This window comes from Pseudomonas sp. TE12234 (genome assembly GCF_054061835.1).
Genome location: NZ_JBSSEP010000003.1, coordinates 57,106 through 73,186, shown reverse-complemented (window position 1 = coordinate 73,186; position 16,081 = coordinate 57,106). Strand labels below are relative to the sequence as shown.

The window sequence follows — 16,081 nt, the reverse complement described above, 5'->3', positions numbered from 1 at the left end:
AGACGGGCGGAGGGAACACAAAACACATTACAGAGTCCGTAACTCACGGATAGTCATAGGGAATTGCCAGTGCCAGGACTCTTCAACAAAAAGCCCGACACCCTTTTGGGTATCGACATCAGCTCCACTTCGGTGAAGCTTCTGGCGCTGAGCCGCCAGGGCGCCCGTTATCGGGTCGAGGCCTATGCGGTCGAACCGCTGCCCGCCAACGCCGTTATCGAAAAAAATATTGCCGAGCTCGAAGCTGTGGGCCAGGCGCTCTCTCGCGTATTGATCAAGGCCAGAACCAGCCTCAAGCACGTGGCTGTGGCGGTGGCTGGCTCGGCGGTGATCACCAAGATCATCGAGATGGATGCCGGACTTTGTGACGACGACATGGAAAACCAGCTGAAGATCGAGGCCGATCAGTACATCCCCTATCCGCTGGATGAAGTCGCCATCGATTTTGAAGTCCAAGGGGTTTCGTCGCGCAATCCAGAGCGGGTCGATGTGCTGCTCGCGGCCTGTCGCAAGGAAAGCGTCGAAGTCCGTGAGGCCGCGCTGGCCCTGGCCGGCCTGACCGCTCGCGTCATTGACGTCGAGGCCCATGCCCTGGAGCGATCCTTCGCGCTGCTGGCCAATCAATCGGTGGTGCCCAAGGAACGCCTGGTGGCGGTGGTCGACATCGGTGCGACCATGACCACCCTGAGCGTGTTGCACCACGGTCGCATCATTTATACCCGTGAACAATTGTTCGGTGGCCGTCAGCTGACGGAGGACATTCAGCGCCGCTACGGCCTGACCCTCGAACAGGCGGGGCTGGCAAAGAAGCAGGGTGGTTTGCCGGATGATTACGTCAACGAAGTGTTACAGCCGTTTCGCGAGGCGCTGGTGCAGCAGGTAGCTCGCTCATTGCAGTTTTTCTTCGCTGGCGGCCAATACGATGCTGTCGATCATATCCTGCTGGTCGGCGGCACCGCCTCGATCTGCGGGCTGGATCGGTTGATCCAGGAGCATTTGGGAACACCGACTCAGGTGGCCAATCCGTTTGTCGAGATGACGTTGAGCGCCAAGGTCAACGCCGCAGCCCTGGCAAGCGATGCTCCGGCCATGATGATTGCCTGCGGGCTGGCTCTCAGGAGTTTCGATTGATGGCGCGGATCAATCTTCTACCCTGGCGCGAAGCGCTGCGCGAGGAGCGCCGAAAGCGTTTTTTACTGATTCTGGCGGGCGTGCTGGTGGGGGCGGCGGGTGCGGTGCTGGTTGCGAACCAGGCCATCAATGGCGCCATCGAACGGCAAGTCGCCCGAAATGATTACATCAATCAGCAGATTGCCGTGGTCGACGAACGGATCAAACAGATCAGCGATCTCAAGGCGCGTCGTCAGCAGTTGCTTGAGCGCATGCGCATCATCCAGGACCTGCAAGGCAATCGACCGATCAGTGGGCGTATTTTTGAACAGTTGGCGCGGACCCTTCCCGACGGTGTGTTTTTCACCGAAGTCAAAAGGGTGGGCAAGACCTTGTCGATTTCTGGCGCCGCTGAATCGAACAATCGTGTTTCCGACCTGATGCGCAACCTGAATGCTTCGGACTGGTTCGATGCGCCGAGCCTGACTGAAGTCAAAGCGACCACTGCGGGTCAGCTGGATCAGGCCAATGTCTTCCAGCTGACCGTTCGTCAGACTCAGCCGGCAGCCTTGGAAGGTGAACAATGAGTCCCTCCGGATGGCTGGAAGGGCTGCGCAGGATCGATATTCACGAACTGGACACCCACAACATGGGTTCATGGCCGCCTGCGATCAAGGTGCTGGTGGGCGTGTTGGTCATGATCCTGGTGCTGGCTCTCGGTTACAGTTTCTCCACGAGCGAGGTTCGGAGCCAGCTTGACCTCAAGCGCGAAGAAGAGACGGTTCTCAAGGAACGGTTCGCCACCAAGGCGCGCATGGCGGCGAATCTGGAACTCTATAAGCAGCAACTGAGGGAGATGGAAAACTCCTTTGGTGTACTGCTACGGCAACTGCCCAGCGATACCGAAGTGCCCGGCCTGCTGGAAGACATCACTCGCACCGGTCTGGGGAGCGGGCTGGAGTTTGAAGAGATCAAGTTGCTGCCGGAGGTGACCCAGCCGTTCTATATCGAACTGCCGATCCAGATCACCGTCACCGGTGCCTATCACGACCTGGCCACCTTCGTCAGCGGTGTGGCCGGGCTAACGCGCATCGTTACCCTGGATGATTTCGACCTGGTGCCTGCCAATCCCGACGGCGGCCCGAAGCTGCGCATGAGCATCCTCGCCAAGACCTATCGCTACAACGACAGGGGTTTGCATCAATGAGCCCGATTCGTTGTTTATCGATGGCTGTGTCGTTAGTGGTCCTCTCCGGTTGTGGCAGTGGCGATGACTTCAGTGACCTGGATGCCTGGCTGAACGAAACGCGCGTGCGCGCACCGGGCAAGATTGAACCAACGCCCACGATCCGGTCTTACCCGTCATTCACTTACAACGCAGCCAACCTGCGCAGCCCGTTTTCTCCGCAGGTCAGAATCGACCTGTCCGGTCAGAAACACGGCTCACGCAACGTCAGGCCCGACCCCGACCGGGTCAAGCAATACCTCGAGGGTTTCAACATCGAGCAGTTTGAAATGGTCGGCACGATTTCCAATGCAGCGGGCTCCTTTGCATTGCTGCGCGGGGCTGGCGGGGTGCACAGGCTGAAAGTCGGTGATTACCTGGGGCGCAATGATGGGCGGATCGTCGCCATCAGCGGCTCACAAGTGGATGTGGTCGAAATCGTTCCCGACGGGGAAGGTGCCTGGCTGGAACGGCCTCGGACCATCCCTCTGAAAGAGCACTCATAGTGGAACCGGAAAAATGAACAGGACTTTTTCAGCCATCGGAATGACGCTATGGATGGCGTTGTTGTCGCCGATGGCACAAGCGGCCAGCCTCAAGGCGCTGGATGTCGTGGCGCTGCCGGGAGATCGCGTCGAGTTGAAGCTGGCATTCGATGAGCCGCCACCGGCCCCTCAGGGCTACACCACGGCATCACCGGCGCGGATCGCGCTGGATTTGCCGGGAGTCGTCAGTCAATTGGCGAACAAAACCCGCGACCTGGGTGCTGGCAATGCCCGAAGCGCGACGGTGGTGGAGGTCAAGGATCGTACGCGGCTGATCATCAATTTGACCCAATCGGCCCCTTACAGCACGCGAATCGAGGGCAACAACCTGTTTGTGCTGGTCGGGCAGGGCGGCAAAAACGTGACGGCCAGATCGACCGCCATTGCAGCGCCGGCTCCGGCGCGCCCCCCAGTGCCATCGGTCAAGGCTATCGGCGGTGTGGACTTTCAGCGTGGTACCCAGGGTGAAGGCAATGTGGTGATCGATCTGTCTGACCCGTCCATTGCGCCGGATATTCAGGAGCGCGACGGCAAGATCATCGTCGGGTTTGCCAGGACTCACTTGCCCGAACCCTTGCGCGTGCGTCTGGATGTGAAGGACTTCGCCACGCCGGTGCAGTTCATCAACGCCAGCGCCATTGGTGACCGGGCCATCATCACGATCGAGCCCGGCGTTGGCGCCTTCGACTACTCGACCTATCAGACCGACAACAAACTCACGGTCAGCGTCCGTCCGGTGACCACCGACGACCTGCAAAAGCGTAACGCCGACCGCTACACCTACAGTGGTGAAAAGCTTTCGCTGAACTTCCAGGACATCGACGTGCGCTCAGTGCTGCAACTGATCGCGGACTTCACCAATCTCAATCTGGTCGCCAGCGATACGGTACAGGGCGGCATTACCCTGCGCCTGCAGAACGTCCCGTGGGATCAGGCACTGGATCTGGTGCTGAAAACCAAGGGGCTGGACAAGCGCAAGATCGGTAACGTGCTACTGGTGGCGCCGGCCGATGAAATTGCCGCCCGTGAGCGTCAGGAGCTGGAGTCGCAAAAACAGATCGCCGACCTGGCGCCGCTGCGGCGGGAGCTTTTGCAGGTCAATTACGCCAAGGCGGCGGATATCGCCAAACTGTTCCAGTCGGTGACCAGTGCCGAGACGAAAGTCGACGAGCGGGGCTCCATCACTGTCGATGAGCGTACCAACAACATCATTGCCTACCAGACTCAGGAGCGACTCGACGAGCTGCGACGCATCGTTGCCCAGCTGGATATTCCGGTGCGCCAGGTCATGATCGAAGCACGCATCGTCGAAGCCAACGTCGATTACGACAAAAGCCTGGGTGTGCGCTGGGGCGGTTCGATCCAGAACAAGGGCAACTGGAATACATCCGGGGTCAGCAACGGCGCCAACGGATCATCGACCATCGGTACTCCGGGCAGCACCAGCACCAATTCACCGTTCGTCGACTTAGGGGCGGCGAACAACACCTCAGGGATCGGCATTGCGTTTATTACCGATAACGTCTTGCTGGACCTGGAACTGACGGCCATGGAGAAGACCGGCAACGGGGAAATCGTCTCGCAACCCAAGGTCGTCACGTCCGACAAGGAAACCGCAAAAATCCTCAAGGGCACCGAGATTCCCTATCAGGAAGCCAGCTCCAGCGGCGCTACATCGGTGTCTTTCAAAGAGGCATCGCTCTCGCTGGAAGTGACGCCGCAGATCACTCCGGACAACCGGATCATCATGGAGGTCAAGGTCACCAAGGACGAGCCGGACTACCTCAACAAGGTCCAGGATGTGCCGCCCATCAAGAAAAACGAGGTCAACGCCAAGGTCCTGGTCAATGATGGAGAGACCATCGTCATTGGCGGTGTTTTCTCAAATACTCAAAGCAAGGTTGTAGATAAGGTGCCATTTCTTGGCGATGTGCCGTATCTTGGCCGCCTTTTCCGGCGTGACGTGGTTTCGGAGAAAAAATCCGAGCTGTTGGTGTTTCTCACACCGCGTATCATGAATAACCAGGCGATTGCTGTGAGTCGTTGATTCTGTGCGAAATTTGATTCTTGTAGGACCGATGGGCGCTGGAAAAAGCACCATCGGCCGGTTGCTGGCCAAAGAGCTGCGCTTGCCATTCAAAGATTCCGATAAGGAAATTGAATTACGCACGGGCGCCAATATCCCATGGATCTTCGATAAAGAAGGCGAACCGGGCTTTCGTGACCGCGAGGAGGCAATGATTGCCGAACTGTGCGATTACGATGGCGTGGTGCTGGCGACCGGCGGCGGTGCAGTGATGCGCGAAGCCAATCGTCGGGCTCTGCGCGCCGGTGGGCGGGTGGTTTATCTGCATGCCTCTGTCGAGCAGCAGGTCGGTCGCACGTCGCGCGACCGCAATCGGCCCTTGTTGCGCACCGCCGATCCGGCCAAGACCCTTCGTGATCTGCTGGCGATCCGCGATCCGCTGTATCGGGAAATCGCTGATCTGGTGGTGGAAACCGATGAGCGACCGCCACGAATGGTCGTGCTCGATATCCTCGAACGCTTGCAGCAGCTGCCTCCCCGTTAATGCGCAGAGCGAAATGCGCTATCCTCGGCGTCCTGCCACAACCGCTCAAGGTTGTGGCGAACGGCGACCCAACGGCGTCAATAACTGCAAAGGCCGTGGACATTCGTTAACTCAAGGCGGAACGCCTGATTCCATCTTCACTGTGGGGACACATGCAGACACTCAAGGTCGATCTAGGCGAGCGCAGCTACCCGATTCATATTGGCGAAGGTTTGTTGGATCAGCCTGAGCTGCTGGCCCCGCATATTCGCGGACGGCAAGTGGCAATCATCTCCAACGAAACCGTCGCGCCGCTCTATCTCGAACGTCTGACCCGCAGCCTCGCGCAGTTCTCGGTGATTTCCGTGGTGCTGCCCGACGGCGAAGCCTTCAAAACCTGGGAAACCCTGCAACTGATCTTCGACGGCCTGCTGACCGCGCGGCACGATCGTCGTACCACGGTGATTGCCCTCGGTGGCGGTGTGATCGGTGACATGGCCGGTTTTGCTGCCGCCTGCTACCAGCGCGGCGTCGATTTCATTCAGGTTCCGACCACATTGCTGTCGCAAGTCGACTCCTCGGTGGGCGGCAAGACCGGGATCAACCACCCGCTGGGCAAGAACATGGTGGGTGCCTTCTATCAGCCGAATGTCGTGCTCATCGACACGGCCTCCCTAAAGACCCTGCCGGCCCGTGAACTGTCCGCCGGCCTGGCTGAAGTCATCAAATACGGGCTGATCTGTGATGAGCCGTTCCTGACCTGGCTCGAAGACAACGTCGATCGCCTGCGCAACCTGGATCAGCAAGCCCTGACCTACGCCATCGAGCGTTCCTGTGCAGCCAAGGCCGCCGTGGTCGGCGCCGATGAGAAAGAGACCGGCGTGCGCGCAACGTTGAACCTGGGCCACACCTTCGGCCACGCCATCGAAACTCACATGGGGTATGGTGTCTGGCTTCACGGTGAGGCCGTCGCTGCGGGCACCGTAATGGCGTTGGAAATGTCCGCGCGCCTGGGCTGGATCAGCGAACAGGACCGCGACCGCGGCATTCGCCTGTTCCAGCGCGCCGGGCTGCCGGTCATCCCGCCGCAAGAGATGACTGAAGCTGATTTCCTCGAACACATGGCAATTGATAAAAAAGTGATCGACGGTCGTTTGCGCCTGGTGCTGCTGCGCCAAATGGGCGAAGCAGTGGTGACCGACGATTATCCGAAAGAGGTTTTACAGGCCACGCTGGGAGCGGATTACCGCGCCCTGGCTCAGCTTAAAGGTTAATAAGATCGCGATGACTAGTTTGCATGCGGACGAGGCTTTCCTCGGCCATTACCAGTTGAGTCATGACCCTTTTGCTCCACGGGTGCCTGGCTTCAAGTTTTTCCCGGCCCAGCGCAAACCGGTGCTGGGGCAGTTGCACCACCTGGCGCGTTACAGCCAGTTGCTGCTGGTCGTCACAGGTCCCCAAGGCAGTGGCAAGACCCTGTTGCGCCAGGCCCTGGTGGCCAGCACCAACAAACAGTCGGTGCAGAGCGTGGTGGTTTCCGCCCGTGGCGCCGGCGATTCGGCAGGCATCTTGCGACAGGTCGCCCAGGCGCTGGACGTTGCCCAGGCCGAGATCGGCTCAATTCTGGCTCAGGTGGTGCAACTGGCGCTCACCGGTCAGGAAGTCTATCTGCTGGTGGATGACGCCGAACAACTCGACGAGTCCGCGCTGGAAGCCTTGATGGCTTTGGCGGCTGGCGCGCCGGAAGGTCGCCCCCATGTGTTCCTGTTTGGCGAGTCGTCGCTGATTGCCCAGTTGGAGCAGTTGAGCCTCGAGGAAGAGCGCTTCCACGTCATCGAACTGCAGCCTTACACCGTAGAGGAAACGCGCGAATACCTGGAGCAGCGTCTCGAAGGTGCCGGCCGGGGTATCGAACTTTTTACCGCGGATCAGATCTCTGATATTCATGAAAGCGCTGACGGTTGGCCTGGCAACATCAACCAGGTCGCCCGCGATGCCATGATCGAAGCCATGATTGCCAGCCGCACAGCGGTCAAGCGTCCAAGTATGGGGTTCAATATGCCGAAGAAGCACGTATTGGCAATTTCCGCCGTCGTTGTGGTCGCGGTAGCTGCCGCCTGGTTGATGCCGGGTCGCAACAAAGCGCCGACCACGGGGGCGCCTGCCAACGAACAGGCGCAATTGCCACTTGGCCAGGGCAAGCCGCAAGCCAATGGCGGCGCGCCGGCCGTCGAATTCGCCGGCAACACGCAGCCGATGCCATTGCCGTTGGTCGGTAATTCGCAGCCGGTCATGCGCGGCCCGCTGGCCGAAGCGGCGGGAGGCATTACCGAGGGTGATGACGGTGTGCCGGTCGAAGGCTCAAGCGCCACGCCGCCGACCGTGACCACCACCGCGCCGCCTGCGGGCGTGCCTGCCGGCCCTGCGCCGACACCAGCAGTCAAGCCAACGCCGGCGCCGACTCAGGTCGCTACCGCCAAGCCAGCGCCTGTTCCGGCCGCCAAGCCTGCACCTGCTCCGGCACCGGTCGCCAAAGCCGCGCCAGCGGCCAAGCCGGTTGAAAAACCGGCCGAGAAACCAGCCGCCGTGGCCAAGGCTGCAGGTGGCACCTGGTATGCAGGCCAGGCTCCGGGCAACTACGTTGTGCAGATCCTCGGCACCAGCTCCGAAGCGGCTGCGCAAAACTTCGTCAAGGAGCAGGGCGGCGAGTACCGCTACTTCAAGAAAGTCCTCAACGGCAAGCCGCTCTATGTGATCACTTACGGCAGTTTCGCCAATCGTGATGCAGCCGTTTCCGCCATCAAGGCCTTGCCAGCGAAGGTTCAGGCTGGTAAACCTTGGCCTCGCACTGTCGCCAGCGTCCAACAGGAACTGGCAACAACTCGCTGAAGATTCGGCGGCCTTACCCAGGCCGCCTCTCCAAGCACCTCAAAATTCTACAAGTGCGCGCAGTCTCTACAGGCCGCGTGCCTTGTGGTGTCTGCGTCACAGTAGTCTTTGAGTCGTTGCGGTCAAAATTAAAAAAGTTTTGACTAGCACAGCAGATCGCTTTAAACCTTTCACAAATGCGACATGGATTTGCGACATTTCGTCGTCAAATTTGTGAGGCTAAGTGTCGGTGTGTACAATGACCTCCCTTTTGCCCCCGCAAAGCCGGCGCACGTTCGGCGTGGATGGTAAGTGGTTGAATTGAAAAGAAATTTGCCTCGACAAGAGGCAGCCTGGTGAGAAAGTGTCTATGAAAGCAGGTCTGTACCAACCAGATGAATTCAAGGATAACTGCGGTTTCGGCCTGATAGCCCACATGCAGGGCGAGCCCAGTCATACCCTATTGCAAACGGCCATCGAGGCCCTGACCTGCATGACCCACCGCGGTGGGATTAATGCCGACGGCAAGACCGGTGACGGTTGCGGTCTGCTGATTCAAAAGCCGGACGTGTTCCTGCGAGCCATCGCCCAGGAAACGTTCGGCGTCGACCTGCCCAAGCAATATGCCGTGGGCATGGTCTTCTTCAACCAGGACCCGGTCAAAGCCGAAGCCGCTCGCGAGAACATGAACCGCGAGATCCTGGCCGCCGGCCTGCAGCTGGTCGGCTGGCGCAAAGTGCCGATCGACACCAGCGTCCTCGGCCGCCTGGCCCTTGAGCGTCTGCCGCAAATCGAGCAAGTGTTCATCGGCGGTGAAGGCCTGAGTGATCAGGACATGGCCGTCAAGCTGTTCACCTCCCGTCGTCGCTCGTCCGTGGCCAACGCCGCCGACGTCGATCACTACGTCTGCAGCTTTTCCCACAAGACCATCATTTATAAAGGCCTGATGATGCCGGCGGACTTGACCGCCTTCTATCCGGACCTGAGCGATGAGCGCCTGCAAACCTCGATTTGCGTGTTCCACCAGCGCTTCTCCACCAACACCCTGCCGAAATGGCCGCTGGCTCAACCGTTCCGCTTCCTGGCGCACAACGGCGAGATCAACACCATCACCGGCAACCGCAACTGGGCCGTGGCCCGTCGCACCAAGTTCACCAACGATCTGATGGACCTGGAAGAACTCGGCCCGCTGGTCAACCGCGTTGGTTCCGACTCCTCCAGCATGGACAACATGCTCGAGCTGATGGTCACCGGTGGCATCGACCTGTTCCGTGGCGTGCGGATGATCATTCCGCCAGCGTGGCAGAACGTCGAGACCATGGACCCGGATCTGCGTGCGTTCTACGAATACAACTCGATGCACATGGAACCGTGGGACGGCCCGGCTGGCGTGGTCATGACCGATGGTCGCTACGCGGTGTGCCTGCTCGACCGTAACGGTCTGCGTCCGGCGCGCTGGGTCACCACCAAGAACGGCTTCATCACCCTGGCCTCGGAAATCGGCGTCTGGAACTACCAGCCTGAAGACGTGATCGCCAAGGGCCGTGTGGGCCCAGGCCAGATCTTTGCCGTGGACACCGAAACCGGTCAGATCCTCGACACCGATGCCATCGACAACCGCCTGAAGTCTCGTCATCCGTACAAGCAATGGCTGCGCAAGAACGCCCTGCGCATCCAGGCGACCATGGAAGACAACGACCACGGTTCGGCGTTCTACGACGTCGATCAGCTCAAGCAATACATGAAGATGTACCAGGTCACGTTCGAAGAGCGCGACCAGGTGCTGCGTCCGCTCGGCGAGCAAGGCTACGAAGCCGTGGGCTCCATGGGCGACGATACGCCGATGGCCGTGCTGTCCCAGCGCGTGCGCACGCCGTACGACTACTTCCGCCAGCAGTTCGCGCAGGTGACCAACCCGCCGATCGACCCGCTGCGTGAAGCCATCGTCATGTCGCTGGAAATCTGCCTCGGTGCCGAGCGCAACATTTTCCAGGAGTCGCCGGAACACGCCTCGCGCGTGATCCTCAGCTCGCCGGTCATTTCCCCGGCCAAGTGGCGCTCGCTGATGAACCTCGATCGTCCGGGCTTCGAGCGCGCGATCATCGATCTGAACTACGACGAAAGCGTCGGCCTCGAAGCGGCGATCCGCAACGTTGCCGATCAGGCTGAAGAAGCCGTGCGCGCCGGTCGTACCCAGGTCGTGCTGAGTGACCGTCACATCGCCCCGGGCAAGCTGCCGATCCACGCTTCCCTGGCCACTGGCGCGGTGCACCATCGCCTGACCGAAAAAGGCCTGCGTTGCGACTCCAACATCCTGGTGGAAACCGCGACCGCCCGTGATCCGCATCACTTCGCCGTGTTGATCGGTTTCGGTGCCTCTGCCGTTTATCCGTTCCTGGCTTATGAAGTGCTGGGTGACCTGATCCGTACCGGTGAAGTGCTGGGCGACCTCTATGAGGTGTTCAAGAACTACCGCAAAGGCATCACCAAGGGCCTGCTCAAGATCCTGTCGAAGATGGGTATCTCGACCATCACGTCGTACCGTGGTGCGCAGTTGTTCGAAGCCATCGGCCTGTCCGAGGAAGTCTGCAACCTGAGCTTCCGTGGCGTGCCAAGCCGCATCAAGGGTGCGCGTTTCGTCGACATCGAAGCCGAGCAGAAAGCCCTGGCCACCGAAGCCTGGAGCCCGCGCAAGCCGATCCAGCAAGGCGGCCTGCTGAAGTTCGTCCACGGCGGCGAATATCACGCGTACAACCCGGACGTGGTCAACACCCTGCAAGCCGCCGTGCAGCAGGGCGACTACAGCAAGTTCAAGGAATACACGTCGCTGGTGGACAACCGTCCGGTGTCGATGATCCGCGACCTGCTGAAAGTCAAAACCCTCGACACGCCGCTGGACATCAGCGAAATCGAACCGCTGGAATCGGTGCTCAAGCGCTTCGACTCCGCGGGTATCTCGCTGGGTGCCCTGTCGCCGGAGGCTCACGAAGCCCTGGCCGAAGCCATGAACCGCCTCGGTGCGCGTTCCAACTCCGGCGAAGGCGGCGAAGACCCGGCGCGCTACGGCACCATCAAGAGCTCGAAAATCAAGCAGGTCGCCACTGGCCGTTTTGGTGTGACCCCGGAATACCTGGTCAATGCCGAAGTGCTGCAGATCAAGGTTGCCCAGGGCGCCAAGCCGGGCGAGGGCGGTCAACTGCCGGGCGGCAAGGTCAACGGTCTGATCGCCAAGCTGCGTTATGCAGTGCCGGGCGTGACCCTGATTTCGCCGCCGCCACACCACGACATCTACTCGATCGAAGACTTGTCGCAGCTGATTTTCGACCTCAAACAAGTCAACCCGAAAGCGCTGGTTTCGGTGAAGCTGGTGGCTGAAGCGGGCGTCGGCACCATCGCCGCCGGTGTGGCCAAGGCCTACGCGGACTTGATCACCATCTCCGGCTACGACGGCGGTACCGGTGCATCGCCGCTGACCTCGATCAAATACGCGGGCGCCCCGTGGGAACTCGGCCTGGCCGAAACCCACCAGACCCTGCGCGGCAACGACCTGCGCGGCAAAGTCCGGGTACAGACCGATGGCGGCCTGAAAACCGGCCTCGACGTGATCAAGGCGGCCATCCTCGGCGCTGAAAGCTTCGGCTTCGGCACCGCGCCGATGATCGCCCTGGGCTGCAAATACCTGCGCATCTGCCACCTGAACAACTGCGCCACCGGCGTTGCGACCCAGAACGAGAAGCTGCGCAAGGATCACTACATCGGCACCGTCGACATGGTGGTCAACTTCTTCACCTACGTCGCCGAAGAAACCCGTGAGTGGCTGGCCAAACTGGGTGTGCGCTCCCTCGAAGAGCTGATCGGCCGTACCGATCTGCTGGAAATCATCGAAGGGCAGACCGCCAAGCAGCATCACCTGGACCTGACCCCGTTGCTCGGCAGCGATCACGTGCCGGCTGACAAGCCTCAGTTCTGTGGCGTTGACCGTAACCCGCCGTTCGACAAGGGCCTGCTGGCCGAGAAAATGGTCGACATGGCCACCTCGGCGATCAACGACCTGAGCGGCGCCGAATTCGCCCTGGATATCTGCAACTGCGACCGTTCCATCGGCGCGCGGATCTCCGGTGAAATCGCCCGCAAGCACGGCAACCAGGGCATGGCCAACGCACCGATCACGTTCCGTTTCAAAGGGACTGCCGGTCAGAGCTTCGGCGTGTGGAACGCCGGCGGCCTGAACATGTACCTGGAAGGCGATGCCAACGACTACGTCGGCAAAGGCATGACCGGTGGCAAGCTGGTCATCGTTCCGCCGAAGGGCAGCGTCTACAAGACCCAGGACAGTGCCATCATCGGCAACACCTGCCTGTACGGCGCCACCGGCGGCAAGCTGTTCGCCGCCGGCACCGCGGGTGAGCGTTTCGCCGTGCGTAACTCCGGTGCCCACACCGTCGTGGAAGGCACTGGCGATCACTGCTGCGAGTACATGACCGGTGGTTTCGTCTGTGTACTGGGCAAGACCGGTTACAACTTCGGCTCTGGCATGACCGGTGGTTTCGCCTACGTGCTCGACCAGGACAACACCTTCGTTGACCGGGTCAACCACGAACTGGTGGAAATCCAGCGGATCAGCGGCGAGGCGATGGAAGCCTACCGCAGCCACCTGCAGCGCGTGCTGAACGAGTACGTCGAGGAAACCGACAGCGAGTGGGGTCGTGAACTCGCCGAAAACCTCGACGATTACGTGCGCCGTTTCTGGTTGGTCAAGCCCAAGGCTGCCTCCCTGAAATCGTTGCTTTCCAGCACCCGTGCCAACCCGCAGTGATATGCGCCTGAAGAGTTTGATGAGGTTTTAACAATGGCTGAACGTCTGAATAATGACTTCCAGTTCATCGAGGTCGGGCGCAAGGATCCGAAGAAGAAACTGTTGCGTCAACGCAAGAAAGAGTTCGTGGAAATCTACGAACCGTTCAAACCCCAGCAGTCGGCCGACCAGGCCCACCGCTGCCTGGGTTGCGGCAACCCGTATTGCGAATGGAAGTGCCCGGTGCACAACTTCATTCCCAACTGGCTGAAACTGGTGGCCGAGGGCAACATCCTCCAGGCCGCCGAGCTGTCGCACCAGACCAACACCCTGCCGGAAGTTTGCGGCCGGGTGTGCCCGCAGGATCGTCTGTGCGAGGGTGCCTGCACCCTCAACGACGGCTTCGGCGCGGTGACCATCGGTTCGGTGGAGAAGTACATCACCGACACCGCGTTCGCCATGGGTTGGCGCCCGGACATGTCCAAGGTCAAGCCGACCGGCAAGCGTGTCGCGATCATCGGTGCGGGCCCGGCGGGCCTGGGTTGTGCCGACGTGCTGGTGCGCGGTGGCGTGACCCCGGTGGTGTTCGACAAGAACCCGGAAATCGGCGGTCTGCTGACCTTCGGTATCCCCGAGTTCAAGCTGGAAAAGACCGTGCTGAGCAATCGCCGCGAAGTCTTCACCGGCATGGGCATCCAGTTCCGCCTCAACACCGAGGTGGGCAAGGACATCACCATGGAGCAACTGCTCGAAGAATACGATGCGGTCTTCATGGGCATGGGCACCTACACCTACATGAAGGGCGGCTTTGCCGGTGAGGACCTGCCGGGCGTGTATGACGCGCTGGACTTCCTGATCGCCAACGTCAACCGCAACCTGGGCTTTGAAAAGTCGCCGGAAGATTTCGTCGACATGAAAGGCAAGAAGGTCGTGGTACTGGGCGGTGGTGACACGGCGATGGACTGCAACCGTACGTCGATCCGCCAGGGCGCCAAGTCGGTGACCTGTGCCTATCGTCGTGACGAAGCGAACATGCCGGGCTCGCGCAAAGAGGTGAAGAACGCCAAGGAAGAAGGCGTGAAATTCCTCTACAACCGTCAGCCGATCGCCATCGTCGGCGAAGACAAGGTCGAAGGCGTGAAAGTGGTCGAGACCCGTCTCGGCGAACCGGACGCCCGTGGCCGTCGCAGCCCTGAGCCGATCCCGGGCTCCGAAGAGATCATCCCGGCCGATGCCGTGGTCATCGCCTTCGGTTTCCGCCCGAGCCCGGCGCCGTGGTTCGAACAGTTCAGCATCCAGACCGACAGCCAGGGCCGCGTGGTAGCGCCTGAGCAGGGCCAATACAAACACCAGACCAGCAACCCGAAGATCTTCGCCGGTGGCGATATGGTCCGCGGTTCCGACCTGGTGGTGACGGCGATCTTCGAAGGTCGCACGGCGGCTGAAGGGATCCTGGATTACCTGGGCGTCTAAGCTTCGTTAGACACAGCACTGCAATACCTGTGGGAGCTGGCTTGCCAGCGATAGCATCACCTCGGTCTACCTGACAAACCGAGGTGTCTGCATCGCCGGCAAGCCAGCTCCCACAGTGTTTTGTGCTGCTGCAAAGCCTGCATTTCATTGCGACAAATTGACCCGATAGACAAAAGGCTGACCTGCATCCGTGCCTTTTGCGTCCGGCTCTGAGAAAATGCCCGCACTTTTTTTCCGGATGCCGACATGACTGCCCTGAAGAACGACCGTTTCCTTCGCGCCCTGCTCAAGCAACCCGTAGACGTCACGCCCGTGTGGATGATGCGTCAGGCCGGTCGCTACCTGCCGGAGTACCGCGCCAGCCGTGCCAAGGCCGGCGATTTCATGAGCCTGTGCATGAACCCGTCGTTCGCTTGCGAAGTCACGATGCAGCCGCTCGATCGTTATCCACAACTGGATGCGGCGATCCTCTTTTCCGACATCCTGACCATCCCCGATGCCATGGGCCAAGGTCTGTACTTCGAAACCGGCGAAGGTCCGCGCTTCAAGAAAGTCGTCAGCACCCTGGCCGACATCGAAGCCCTGCCGATTCCCGATCCGCAGAAAGACCTGGGCTACGTGATGGACGCGGTTAGCACCATCCGCCGCGAACTCAACGGCCGTGTGCCGCTGATCGGTTTCTCCGGCAGCCCATGGACCCTGGCGACTTACATGGTCGAAGGCGGCTCGTCGAAAGACTTCCGCAAGACCAAAGCCATGCTCTACGACAACCCACAAGCCATGCACCTGCTGCTGGACAAGCTGGCGCAGTCGGTCACCAGCTACCTCAACGGCCAGATCATGGCCGGTGCGCAAGCGGTGCAGATCTTCGACACCTGGGGCGGCAACCTGTCGGCGGCGGCCTATCAGGAATTCTCCCTGGCCTACATGCGCAAAATCGTCAGCGGCCTGATCCGCGAGCACGAAGGTCGCAAGGTGCCGGTGATCCTGTTCACCAAGAACGGTGGCCTGTGGCTGGAAAGCATTGCCGATGCCGGCGCCGATGCATTGGGCCTGGACTGGACCTGCGACATCGGCAACGCCCGTGAGCGTGTCGGCAGCAAAGTCGCACTGCAGGGCAACATGGACCCGACCGTGCTTTACGCCAAGCCAGAAGCGATCCGCGCCGAAGTCGGGCGCATTCTCGCCAGTTATGGCAAGGGCAGTGGTCACGTGTTCAACCTCGGTCATGGCATCACGCCGGAAGTCGACCCGGAACACGCGGGTGCCTTCCTGCGCGCGGTGCATGAGTTGTCGGCGCAGTATCACGAGTAATTGATTCTGCAATGATCAGAAGCCTGTCCGGCCTGGTGCCGGACAGGTTTTTTTTATGTCTTTCAACTTTGCGTTTAGTGAGGGGGAAGTTTCTTGTAAGAGCTTTTTCATTCTTTGTCGGACAGAGGCTTATAGAGACTGATCCTGCGTTAAGCAGCGATTTTCCCTACATAGAAAACGAATTTATCCAAGTAAGGTTTCG

Annotated in this window: 11 protein-coding genes; all 11 read left to right on the top strand. The window is 60.2% G+C overall.

The window, feature by feature from the left end; translation table 11 throughout:
• Nucleotides 1-69 precede the first annotated feature (69 nt).
• The 11 genes from ACVWYU_RS06805 to hemE all read left to right on the top strand — a co-directional run bounded on the left by ACVWYU_RS06805 (nucleotide 70) and on the right by hemE (nucleotide 15,879).
• Nucleotides 70-1,131: a pilus assembly protein PilM gene (locus ACVWYU_RS06805; RefSeq protein ID WP_457372293.1), complete on the top strand. Its 1,062-nt coding sequence runs from the start codon at nucleotides 70-72 to the stop codon at nucleotides 1,129-1,131.
• Nucleotides 1,131-1,697, top strand: coding sequence for a PilN domain-containing protein (locus tag ACVWYU_RS06800; RefSeq protein WP_457372292.1), 567 nt, complete (start codon nucleotides 1,131-1,133; stop codon nucleotides 1,695-1,697). The genes ACVWYU_RS06805 and ACVWYU_RS06800 overlap by 1 nt, the downstream gene beginning before the upstream one ends.
• Complete coding sequence (locus ACVWYU_RS06795; protein ID WP_457372291.1) at nucleotides 1,694-2,317, top strand: type 4a pilus biogenesis protein PilO; 624 nt, start codon at nucleotides 1,694-1,696, stop codon at nucleotides 2,315-2,317. The genes ACVWYU_RS06800 and ACVWYU_RS06795 overlap by 4 nt, the downstream gene beginning before the upstream one ends.
• Complete coding sequence (locus ACVWYU_RS06790; protein ID WP_457372290.1) at nucleotides 2,314-2,841, top strand: pilus assembly protein PilP; 528 nt, start codon at nucleotides 2,314-2,316, stop codon at nucleotides 2,839-2,841. The genes ACVWYU_RS06795 and ACVWYU_RS06790 overlap by 4 nt, the downstream gene beginning before the upstream one ends.
• Nucleotides 2,842-2,854: 13 nt before the next feature.
• Nucleotides 2,855-4,927 carry a type IV pilus secretin PilQ gene (gene pilQ, locus ACVWYU_RS06785; RefSeq protein WP_457372289.1) on the top strand — a complete coding sequence of 691 codons (2,073 nt, stop codon included), beginning with the start codon at nucleotides 2,855-2,857 and terminating at the stop codon, nucleotides 4,925-4,927.
• Between the two features lie 4 nt (nucleotides 4,928-4,931).
• The gene (gene aroK, locus ACVWYU_RS06780; RefSeq protein ID WP_090328238.1) at nucleotides 4,932-5,450 is read left to right on the top strand and encodes a shikimate kinase AroK; all 519 of its coding nucleotides are present in this window, start codon (nucleotides 4,932-4,934) and stop codon (nucleotides 5,448-5,450) included.
• A 152-nt stretch (nucleotides 5,451-5,602) separates the two neighbouring features.
• The gene (gene aroB, locus ACVWYU_RS06775) at nucleotides 5,603-6,703 is read left to right on the top strand and encodes a 3-dehydroquinate synthase (protein WP_090328241.1); all 1,101 of its coding nucleotides are present in this window, start codon (nucleotides 5,603-5,605) and stop codon (nucleotides 6,701-6,703) included.
• 10 nt (nucleotides 6,704-6,713) lie between these two features.
• Complete coding sequence (locus tag ACVWYU_RS06770) at nucleotides 6,714-8,318, top strand: AAA family ATPase (RefSeq protein WP_457372288.1); 1,605 nt, start codon at nucleotides 6,714-6,716, stop codon at nucleotides 8,316-8,318.
• 349 nt (nucleotides 8,319-8,667) lie between these two features.
• Nucleotides 8,668-13,113, top strand: a complete 4,446-nt coding sequence (gltB, locus tag ACVWYU_RS06765; protein WP_247257832.1) for a glutamate synthase large subunit — start codon at nucleotides 8,668-8,670, stop codon at nucleotides 13,111-13,113.
• 33 nt (nucleotides 13,114-13,146) lie between these two features.
• Nucleotides 13,147-14,565, top strand: a complete 1,419-nt coding sequence (locus tag ACVWYU_RS06760) for an FAD-dependent oxidoreductase (RefSeq protein ID WP_090328250.1) — start codon at nucleotides 13,147-13,149, stop codon at nucleotides 14,563-14,565.
• 246 nt (nucleotides 14,566-14,811) lie between these two features.
• A complete protein-coding gene (gene hemE, locus ACVWYU_RS06755; RefSeq protein WP_090328253.1) occupies nucleotides 14,812-15,879 on the top strand; it encodes a uroporphyrinogen decarboxylase in 1,068 nt (355 codons plus the stop codon).
• Nucleotides 15,880-16,081: the final 202 nt, after the last annotated feature.